General features: G+C 43.3%; 7 protein-coding genes and 2 pseudogenes. All 9 read left to right on the forward strand.

Features of this window, described 5'->3' with window-relative positions; translation table 11 throughout:
* Positions 1-221: 221 nt before the first annotated feature.
* The 9 genes and pseudogenes from A9239_RS09780 to A9239_RS09810 all read left to right on the forward strand — a co-directional run bounded on the left by A9239_RS09780 (position 222) and on the right by A9239_RS09810 (position 9,863).
* Complete coding sequence (locus A9239_RS09780) at positions 222-1,256, forward strand: methyltransferase (RefSeq protein ID WP_048118062.1); 1,035 nt, start codon at positions 222-224, stop codon at positions 1,254-1,256.
* A 336-nt stretch (positions 1,257-1,592) separates the two neighbouring features.
* Positions 1,593-1,745 (forward strand): iron chelate uptake ABC transporter family permease subunit, encoded by a 153-nt coding sequence (locus A9239_RS20410; RefSeq protein WP_080941471.1) that lies wholly within the window; start codon positions 1,593-1,595, stop codon positions 1,743-1,745.
* A 23-nt stretch (positions 1,746-1,768) separates the two neighbouring features.
* Positions 1,769-2,354 (forward strand): annotated as a pseudogene (locus tag A9239_RS20935) (FecCD family ABC transporter permease).
* A gap of 65 nt (positions 2,355-2,419) precedes the next feature.
* Positions 2,420-3,118: pseudogene (locus A9239_RS09790) on the forward strand (ABC transporter ATP-binding protein); the annotation flags it as partial.
* A gap of 48 nt (positions 3,119-3,166) precedes the next feature.
* A complete protein-coding gene (locus tag A9239_RS20420) occupies positions 3,167-3,349 on the forward strand; it encodes a hypothetical protein (protein WP_230629191.1) in 183 nt (60 codons plus the stop codon).
* Positions 3,350-3,508: 159 nt separating this feature from the next.
* Complete coding sequence (locus tag A9239_RS20430) at positions 3,509-4,171, forward strand: ABC transporter substrate-binding protein (RefSeq protein WP_255361932.1); 663 nt, start codon at positions 3,509-3,511, stop codon at positions 4,169-4,171.
* A 271-nt stretch (positions 4,172-4,442) separates the two neighbouring features.
* On the forward strand, positions 4,443-4,586 hold the full coding sequence (locus tag A9239_RS19510) for a hypothetical protein (protein WP_155400462.1): 144 nt from the start codon (positions 4,443-4,445) through the stop codon (positions 4,584-4,586).
* Positions 4,587-6,030: 1,444 nt separating this feature from the next.
* Complete coding sequence (hdrA2, locus tag A9239_RS09805; protein WP_048118056.1) at positions 6,031-8,409, forward strand: CoB-CoM heterodisulfide reductase HdrA2; 2,379 nt, start codon at positions 6,031-6,033, stop codon at positions 8,407-8,409.
* Positions 8,409-9,863, forward strand: a complete 1,455-nt coding sequence (locus tag A9239_RS09810; protein WP_048155310.1) for a 4Fe-4S binding protein — start codon at positions 8,409-8,411, stop codon at positions 9,861-9,863. Before hdrA2 ends, A9239_RS09810 begins: the two co-directional genes overlap by 1 nt.
* Positions 9,864-9,941 lie beyond the last annotated feature (78 nt).

Here is a 9,941-nt window from a genome sequence, read left to right on the forward strand (position 1 = left end):
AATATTTCCCGAAGAGAGTCTTCAAGAGTAGGTGGGGGACAGGGAGACATAGATACAGAGGTATTTAGAGTACTAATATAAAAAACACATACAAGAAATGGAATTTAATGCTTAACCGATGACGCATGAGTTTGTTTTATTATAAACTAAAGTTGAACACAACTAAATTTATATTTTTACAAGTTCTACACTATGAACTATCAAATATGAGAGTGACGATTATGAAAGAATTTCCAGAGATAAAAGTTCCATTAACCCAAATATATGAAATGTCCCTTGCACCCGTTCAGACAAATGCACTTGTTGCGGGAGTTGAACTTGCTATTTTCGATCAACTCAATAAACCTATCAGGGCAGAAGAACTTGCCGAAAAATGTGGGTTTGATGCCAGAACAACAGCCGAATATCTCAATGTACTGACTGCCTGCGAACTTGTAACAAAAAAGAACGGGTTCTACCAAAACAGTCCGGTGGCTGAACAATATCTTGTTACCAGCCGTCCAACTTACTATGGAGATCTAATTTTTTTTGAATATGAGCGTCTGTCCATGAGCCCGAAAAAAATAGCTGAACTGGTCAAAAATGGGCCAGCGTTTTCAGAAGAAAAAGGCATGAATTCGGAGGAGTTCTGGATACGATATGCAAAATCAATGGCAAACTGGGAACGTTCCGGAACAGCTCAGAAGATAGCGGATATTATCTCAGCATTACCGGAATTTTCTTTGATGAAGGGAATGCTTGATCTTGGTGGAGGTCCCGGTCTTGTGGGAATTGCGGTTTTATCCCGCCATCCGTCGATGGAAGGCGTATTGTTTGACCAGCCGGCTGTGGTCAATGTTGCTGAAGAGTTCATAGCAGAGTATGGACTTTCGGATAGAATAACAATGATCGGAGGCGATTACCTTAACGATCATCTTGGCAGTGGTTATGATCTGATCCTTGCAAGCTGTACACTCAATTTTGCAAAGGGCTGCATGGATAAGATGGTGAAAAAGATTTATGATGCACTCAATCCCGGAGGAATCTTTGTAAGTCTTCACGATGGGATATATGACGAAGGCACAAAGCCGGCTATCCATGTCCTTAATATGATGCCCAGCGTTCTTTCAGGATACAATTGTAGTCTTAGCAAGGGTTTTATCGTAGATTCTATACTCAATGCAGGATTTCGGTCGGTACGGTCAAAGACAATCAACTTTGATGCAGGTCCTTTAGATGTGGATATAGCCCGGAAAACAGAAGTAACAGAGGATTAAGTGGGTTGAAGGCTCATGAGTTATGATTCTCAAAAAAGCATACGTTAAACAGAAGTCAGTCATATTACAGAGAGGTACTATAACTTTACTCATAAAAAAAATCCTCTTTATCGGTGCCCTATGTCTGCTCATTATCATCAGCATTGGAATTGCCACATCGACAAGGTCTGCTGCCATCTCTTTTATATATGTATATACCTCAATTCTCAGTAAAATATTCCCTGATATTGTTGAGAGTTCCTGGTTAGCGGATGTCTGTCTCTGGAAACTTCGGTTTCCTCGTATTTTCATGGTGGGCTCTTTGCCGGGATTGCCCTCAGAACAGCAGGAGCTGCGATGCAGGGGGCTCTGAAAAACCCACTTGCTGATCCATATATGCTTGGAATTGCGTCAGCAGCAGGATTTGGAGCAGCGATCGCGATCGTATTCGGGACCGGAATTTTTGCCGGCAAATATCTCATCGTCGGAAATGCTTTTTTTTCTCACTGATAGCTTCAGCGGTCATTATTGCCATTGCTGAGAAAAAAAGCGGTTCGGCAGAAGCAATGGTTCTTACTGGAGTCTCTGTGATGTTTTTCTTCCAGGCCCTCACAACTTTTACAGAATATTTCGCAGAAGCGGAAGCAGTAAAGAGTGCAATGTTCTGGATGGTAGGAGACATCGGAAAAGCAAGATGGGAGGATTTCCGTTTTATCGTCCCCATCACGGCAATCCTTGTTCCTATACTCATCTGGAAATCCTGGGACCTTAATATAATAGGGGCAGGGGACGAGAGTGCAAAGAGCCTCGGGATAAATGTCAAAAAATTCCGGATACTTATTATGGTGGTCTCGTCACTTCTGGTTGCAGGAGTTGTCAGTTTTGTCGGAGCAATAGGGTTTATTGGGCTTGTCTCACCGCATATCTGCAGGCTGAGGAGGAGACAACCGATTCCTGATTCCTGCATCTGGATTGATGGGAGCAGTTTTCCTGATTATCTCGTATTCTATTGCAAGGACAGTTCTTTCGCCTGTAGTTGTTCCCGTAGGAGTTATCACAGCATTCCTCGGCGTACCTTTCTTTGTGTACCTTATCATGTACCGGAGGGAGTACTGTTGAATCTCTCTATCGACGGGGTCACGTTCTCATATGCTTCAGTGCCTGTGCGACATGGGATTTCAATGGAGTTTTGCGAACCAAGCGTTGTTGGCATAATAGGGCCAAACGGAGCCAGAAAGAGCACACTGCTCCGCTGTATCAATAACGTCCTTAAACCAAATAGTGGGTGGGTCTGCCTGGATGGGCAGAAGATCCATGACATGGACACGGTCGCAATCGCTCGAAATTTCGGTTATGTGCCCCAGGAGTTCCCAGTTACTTTTCAGGCAACTGTTTTTGACACGGTGCTTATGGGCGCGCCCATTCTCGTCCTGGAAGGTTAGCAGGGACTATGTTGAGATCGCTACAGGAGCCATCAAGATGCTGAATCTCGAACAGGTAGCACTCAGGCGCATCACTCGGAACTCTCCGGAGGCCAGCGGCAGCGGGTAATGATTGCAAGGGCACTCGTCCAGCAGAGTCGAGTACTTCTTCTTGACGAGCCGACCTCCAAGCTTGACATCAGGAACCAGCTTGAAGTAATGAATATTATCCGCACTCTTGTAGACAAACAGGGCCTTCTCTCAATACTCGTGATCCATGATCTTAATCTTGCTTCCCAGTATGTCGATCAGCTCATCATGCTCACGGAAGGAAAGATATACGCAGCTGGGACCCCTGTCTCGGTCCTGATACAGGAAAATATCAGAGTTGTCTATGGTGTTGAGGCTGCGGTAGTGCTCGAGGATAATCTGCCGCATGTCATCCCGAAGAGGTCGGTATGAGAAGTTTGATGGATGCCGAAAATATGAGAAAATTGAGGTGAAAAAGGTATGAAGCGCACAAAGGAATTAGTTGCCGGAATTGGAATTTTGCTGATAGTGTCAATTTTTGCAGTCTTTTCAACTGCAAATACTCAGGATACAAATACTACAGATGCAGATACTCAGATCAAAATTATTGATACTCTTGGCAGAGAAGTAACTCTTGATAAACCCGCCGAAATAATAGCATAACGCATTATTCAGTTGCCGAAGTCCTGAAAGCTATCGGAGCCTGGGAGTGGATTGTAGTACGGGATGGATATATATCTGATGAAAATTTTTATCCGAATCTAGATAAGATTCCTGCTATATGTCCGGCCAAGAGACCCATGGATATAGATTACAAAAATTATAGAAGCAAAGACCGATGTTCTAATCCTGCCAAAATTTGACTGGTATGGTACTACTGACGAAATAATCAACACACTTGAACCTGATATTCCAGTTGTTTTCGTTGATACACTAAACCCTGATTCCTTTTGTGATAATGTTACGATAATTGGGAAGATTGTCGGAAATGAAGAACAAGCACATGAATATACTGAGTTTTACAGCGAAATTAATGATCCTATAATAGCTAAAACTTCTCAGATCGCGCCGGAAGACCGTTTGAATGTTTTTTATAAAGCTTTTTCCGACACTCCTGAACAAATAAAAACCTATGGGAAAGACATGCCCGTTGTAAATGAGTTCATTAACGCTGCTGGTAGTAAAAACATTGCAGGAGATCTACCTTTTGCTTACGAAGATGTCGATAAAGAATGGGTCTTTAAACAGGACATCGATGCCATTGTAGTGATGTGCTGGGACCAGCATTACCCAGATGTATTCGGATATAATGTCAATGATTCTGAACTGCCTTCTGAGAAGGGTAAGGAGATCCAGGAAGAAATCATGCAGCAGGATGTCTTTACACATACTGATGCTGTAAAAAATAAAAAAGTATACCTGCTTCATAATGAATTACTTTCCACTCCAAGAAATATCATTGCCATAGCTTACATGGCCAAGTAGTTTTATCCTGATCTGTTTCCCGATCTCGACCCTCAAGCTCTCTACATCAGGAATCTGGACCGGTTCATAAAAACTGATTACAACCTTTCTAATGCCGGACTGTTTGCCTACCCGGCTTAACTACATTTCTAACAGATAGGAGAGCTAACAAATAGGAGAGTAACAACTATGAACGAATTTTAAGAAATTATAGTTTTATTAACTCGAATATATGAAATATCCCTTATCGTTAAGACAAACGCAATGATTGCGGGAGTTGAGATTACAACCTTTGACCATCTCAGCAAGCCTGTCCGGGCAAGAACTTGCCGAAAAATGCGCGGGATTAATGCAGGAACTACGGGAGTATATCTCAATACTGGCTGTCTGCGAACTTGCGAAAAATGGACGAGCTCTACCAAAACAGGTCGGCTAAGCAATACCTGGTCACTGATCTCCCTCCCCTACTCTGGTGATCTAATTTTATTTAAATATGAGCATCTGTCCATGAACCCGAAAAAAAATGCCTCAGCAGAAGAAAAACCTACGTTCTGCAGTATTTTTTCGAAAATCAATATTTTTCCTGGTAGCGGTTTTGAACAAGTGCAAATAATTTAGATTTTTAGTGGTATTTGGTGAAAATTGAATGATATCATTTTTTACCTCTAAATATACCACATTAAATATACCACATAGTTGGCTTTTACCTACTACATAAAAGTACAATAAATCCACGTTTGATTGAAAATCGATAGCAGTAAAAACATGAATTTTCGAAAATTTACTGCGGAAAGTGGGATAAAATATAAAATCCAGAAATTTTACTGCGGAAAGTGCGTTAGATGTGATTAGGAGCAGAAATGAAAAAGGAGCAGGAATAACCATTTTTGTTCCGTACTTTCATGCTAATTAGTTGATCCGGAACGAAATAAGAAAGTTAATATATCAATAAATATAAAATTTATTATATAAATAAACTGTCAAATTATAAAGTATAAATTAAATATTGCAGTTTGTAGTGAAAAATAATTAACTAAAATAGGGTCACTGGAAATTATCTGATTTCTAACATACTAAATCAAAGTCGAGCTGGTTCACCTTGCTGCAATCAACGTATGTTCACGCCCCCGCTCAAAATACCGTTAAAGGAGACAATAACCCTAAAAAACTTATAGTCACGCCTGTATATAGTCACGCCTGTAATTATTGCAACAAAAACTCATTGTACCTTATTGAGTAGTTGCATTATTTATCTTCGTGCCTATAGTTTGATCAGAAGTTAACAATCGAAAAATGGAATTGATAAATTATATAATCATCAACGGTTACCTGGAAAATTTTCCATCCAGTAGCAAGCTAGTGGGGTATTCAACTGAAAGAAAACTAGCTAACAAAAAAGAATTAATGAAACCGGGCATTTGGAGATACTGAAAATAATCTGAGTTCTAAAATATTTAATCAATTTCAGTGAATTTAGAAAAAAGCCTTATAAAATAAAGGTTTTGATTTTGTACAAAACACCTATATTTTTATTTAGTTCAAAAGATAATGTATAGCGATATATAAAAGTAACTGATTTGTGTCTGAGTGCCTAATTCACAACTGAGTAACAAATTAATTGATAAGTAATAACTTAATTGGTATTAGCAAATTCATGAACTTGAAATGTAAAACCCCTCTCAGTTCAAAAAAAGTCTTTGTTGATCAGCTGTACCAACCTGACTTTTCTGTATGGTAATATGTCCTGGATACACGGTTCTGAATTATGGTCCAGAAATTCTCAGAAATTATAACTTTCAAGTTATAAAAACATGTTAAAAACGGATCACAACGTAATTGTTAACATTCAACATAAAACACAGGTTATGGAGTCACCAATTATGCGAATCGGAGTCTACATTTGCCACTGCGGGCTAAATATTGCTGGAGTAATAGATGTATTAGCTCTGCAGGAAATGGCGGCTAAACTGGAAGATGTGGTGCTCGCCCGGGAAGTACAGTTTCTATGTTCCGATTCCGGACAGGAAGGCATCATTAAGGATATAAAAGAAAATAAAATCGACAGGGTTGTAATAGCTGCCTGCTCCCCAAGGTTGCATGAAAAGACCTTCAGGCATGTAATGGAAAAAGCCGGGTTGAATCCTTACCTTATGGAAATGGTAAATATAAGGGAGCAGTGCTCATGGGTGCACGCCGATGACCCCCAGATGGCAACCCAGAAGGCTTTTGACCTTATAAGGATGGGAGTCGCAAAGGCAAAATTCCTCAAGGAGCTGAGTGCAACAAGTTCCAAAGCCAGCAGAAATGTCCTGATTATAGGAGGAGGAGTTGCCGGAATCGAAGCAGCCCTGAACCTTGCTGAAGCCGGCTTTCCAGTCACAATGGTAGAAAAAGAATCCACAATCGGAGGCAAAATGGCCCTGATGAATGAGGTCTTTCCTACAAACGACTGCTCCATCTGTGTGCTTGCTCCTAAAATGACGGAAGTTCAGAACCATCCGAATATTAACCTTTACACCTATTCCGAAGTTACGGATATTTCCGGGTCCGTCGGCAAATTTCATGTAAAAGTCACACGCAAACCCAGGTTTATACTTGAAGACAAATGCAAAGGCTGTGTCGACCTCTGCTCTGCGGTTTGTCCCGTAGAAATCGAAAACCCCATGAATTATGGGGTTGGAAAGACCAGAGCCATATATATGCCAATCCCCCAGTCCGTTCCTCAGGTAGTGCTCATAGACCCTGACCACTGTGTAGGCTGCGGGCTGTGTTTACAGGCCTGCCCTGCCGATGCTGTGGATTACGAACAAAAACCTGAAGAAATTGAGTTTGAAGCCGGAGCAGTTATTGTTTCAACAGGTTATCAGCTCTTTGATGCATCAAGGAAAAAGGAGTACGGATTTGGGAAATATCCTGATGTTATCACAAATATGCAGCTTGAGCGCATGCTTAACTCTGCAGGGCCAACAGGTGGAAGAGTCATAGTGCCTTCCACAGGCAAACCACCAAAAAGCGTTTCGTTCATTCAATGTGTCGGGTCAAGAGATAAAACCGTTGGCAATGAATACTGCTCAAGGGTTTGCTGCATGGCTGCACTTAAGAATTCCCAGATGGTTAAGGAACGTTATCCTGACACTGAGATCACAATTCACTACATCGACATCAGGGCTGCAGGGGAGATGTATGAGGAATATTATACAAGGACGCAGTCTATGGGCGTTGATTTTATTCGGGGAAAAGTTGCCGAAATTTACGCAGGTGAAGACGGTAGGCCTGTACTCCGTTATGAAGATACTCTTGAATCCCGGATCGAAGAAGAGGCCTGTGATCTTGTCGTGCTTTCAACAGGCTACGAGCCCAGCAAATCAGCAGAAGGCATAGGCCGGATGCTAAATCTTGCCCGCCGGCCTGACAGGTTCTTTGCAAGTGCCCACCCGAAAATGCGCCCTGTAGATGCCCCCGTCAGCGGAGTTTTCCTTGCAGGCTGCGCCTCAGGACCTAAAGAGATCCAGGTTTCGATTGCCCAGGGAAGTGCATGTGCGTCCAAGGTTATGCAGCTTCTTGGGACAGGAGAGCTTGAAGCCGATCCTATGGGAGCCCATGTTGATCCTGAAAAATGCATAGGGTGCCGGACCTGTCTTGAGGTATGTAAATTTGGGAAAATCAAAATAGAAAATAAAAAAGCTGTTGTAGACGAGGTTTCATGTTACGGCTGCGGAGACTGCAGTGCTGCATGCCCTGCAGGGGCAATACAGATGCGGAACTTCGAAAACGAACAGATTCTTGCTCAGGTCCGGGCTGCAACTGCTCACAGGTCCCAGAGTCCTTTCGTTGTGGCTTTCCTTTGCAACTGGTGCAGTTACGCCTGTGCAGACCTGACCGGGATGTCAAGGCTCCATTACCCGACAAACATCAGGGTTATCCGTACTATGTGCTCGGCAAGGGTAAATCCGGAGTTCGTGCTTGAAGCCTTAAAAGGCGGAGCCGACGGAGTGCTTGTTGCGGGCTGCAGAATGGACGAGTGTCACTACATCCACGGGAACTTTGACGCAAAACAGAGGATGGATGTCTTAAAGGAAGTTATAAAGGAAATCGGACTTGACCCCAGACGGCTGAGGACCCTATGGATCTCTGCTGCCGAAGGAGAACGTTTCTCAAACACAATTACCGAATTTGTAAAGGAACTTGAAGGCATCGGGCCTATAGGAACCGAACTCAAGCTTGGAGAACCCGAAGCCGAACCTGAGGAGGTGGCATAATGAGCGAGGAGCACACCGAACAGGAAACTCACATCTGCAGAGGCTGCTGCGGGACCGAAGAAAATGAAGTTACAGAGCCTGAAGCCACTGAGCCCGAGGATTTTGAAGCCGAGGATCTCGAAGCTGAAGCTCCAGAGACTGATGAGAGTGAAGCCCAGGAAAAGATCACAGTTGCTACCAGCATGGACCTTCAGGGCTCTCATTTTATTTATACCCAGACAACCGATAAATCCATCAAAACTCTGGATTATGATTACAAGCGCTGTAATGGTTGTGGGATCTGTGCAGAAATCTGCCCAACAAAAGCGCTTGAAATGGGACCACTTCATGAGATTGCAACCGGGCTTGATGCACCTGCTGTGATGATGGACCTTGATAAATGTACCTTCTGCAGGATGTGCTCAAACCTCTGCCCTGTGCATGCTATAACCTTTGAGGCTGTGGGTGAAGTTCCTGATGAGAAACGGTATCCGAAGTATGATGCTTTTGTTAAGATTAATGAGAAATGCCTCCCCTGCGCTCTCTGTGAGGGAGCCTGCCCTCAGGACGCGATCGAAGTTGAGTTCACCTTCCCAAAAAAAGAAGAGATTGCGCCTTTAAAGGAAGGGGCAGAAGGAGAGATCGAAATTGACACTGAAAAGTGTAATTTCTGCGGAATCTGCGTCCGGTTCTGTGACGCCTTTATCCTGCTTGAGCGTGAATCCACACCTGACAATCCTGTGCCTTTCGAGCAGATCCTTGTAGACGAGGATAAATGTGATTATTGTGTACTCTGCCAGGACCTCTGCCCTGAAGAAGCAATAAAGGTTAAAGGGGAACGCCCCTGCGAGGCTCCGAAAGTTGAGGGGAATGTTAAGATAGACGAGCTGAAGTGTACACAGTGCGCTCGCTGCAAGACCGTCTGTCCGTATGAAGCCGTAGATTTGCAAAAACCCATGGAAGGGGGACTGGCCCTTATTGAGACAAACCTGAAGGAATGCGATCCTCAGGGTTGCCGCGGCTGTTTCAATGTCTGTCCCTCCAAACTCTGGTATGTGCCTACAGATCCTGAAGACCCAAGAAAAATTGCTTTTAAGGAGGATTTCTGTACCTATTGTGGAGCCTGTGTAAAAGCATGTCATTTAGATGCTATTAAAGTGGACAGGACCGATGTCCACCACACTGAAATTCCTGATGCACCCTGGGCTGCTCAGTGGAGGGATGCAATCGAGTCCCTGAAAACTGGAGTAAGGAGAGGAGTCGACCGTGCAGTACCCAGAGAAACCGAGACCTTTAAAGCCCAGAAGTTCATGGGCATAACACCCCCCGGAGTTGACGAGGAAATGCTTGCAGCTGTGCAGGCAAAGCTTGAGTCTGTAATGCCAGCTCTCAGGAGTGCTAAGGTCAGGAAACTCTGGGAAACTGACTCCCCGAAAAATACAGCTACAGCCGTGAAAAAGAAAATCAAAAGTTAAAAAGAGAAAGTTGAAGGAAGAAAAAGTGAAAGTTGAAGGAAGTAAAAGTGAAAGATGAAGGAAGTTAAAGAGATAGTT

The organism is Methanosarcina sp. A14 (assembly GCF_001729375.1).
In the GTDB taxonomy this organism is placed as follows: Archaea; Halobacteriota; Methanosarcinia; order Methanosarcinales; family Methanosarcinaceae; genus Methanosarcina; species Methanosarcina barkeri.

Bases quoted from the DNA above. Each gene is read 5' to 3' on its own strand.
- A9239_RS20420 (WP_230629191.1), top strand. From the start codon at position 3,167: ATGAAGCGCACAAAGGAATTAGTTGCCGGAATTGGAATTTTGCTGATA.
- A9239_RS20410 (WP_080941471.1), top strand. From the start codon at position 1,593: ATGCAGGGGGCTCTGAAAAACCCACTTGCTGATCCATATATGCTTGGA.
- A9239_RS09780 (WP_048118062.1), top strand. From the start codon at position 222: ATGAAAGAATTTCCAGAGATAAAAGTTCCATTAACCCAAATATATGAA.
- A9239_RS09810 (WP_048155310.1), top strand. From the start codon at position 8,409: ATGAGCGAGGAGCACACCGAACAGGAAACTCACATCTGCAGAGGCTGC.
- hdrA2 (WP_048118056.1), top strand. From the start codon at position 6,031: ATGCGAATCGGAGTCTACATTTGCCACTGCGGGCTAAATATTGCTGGA.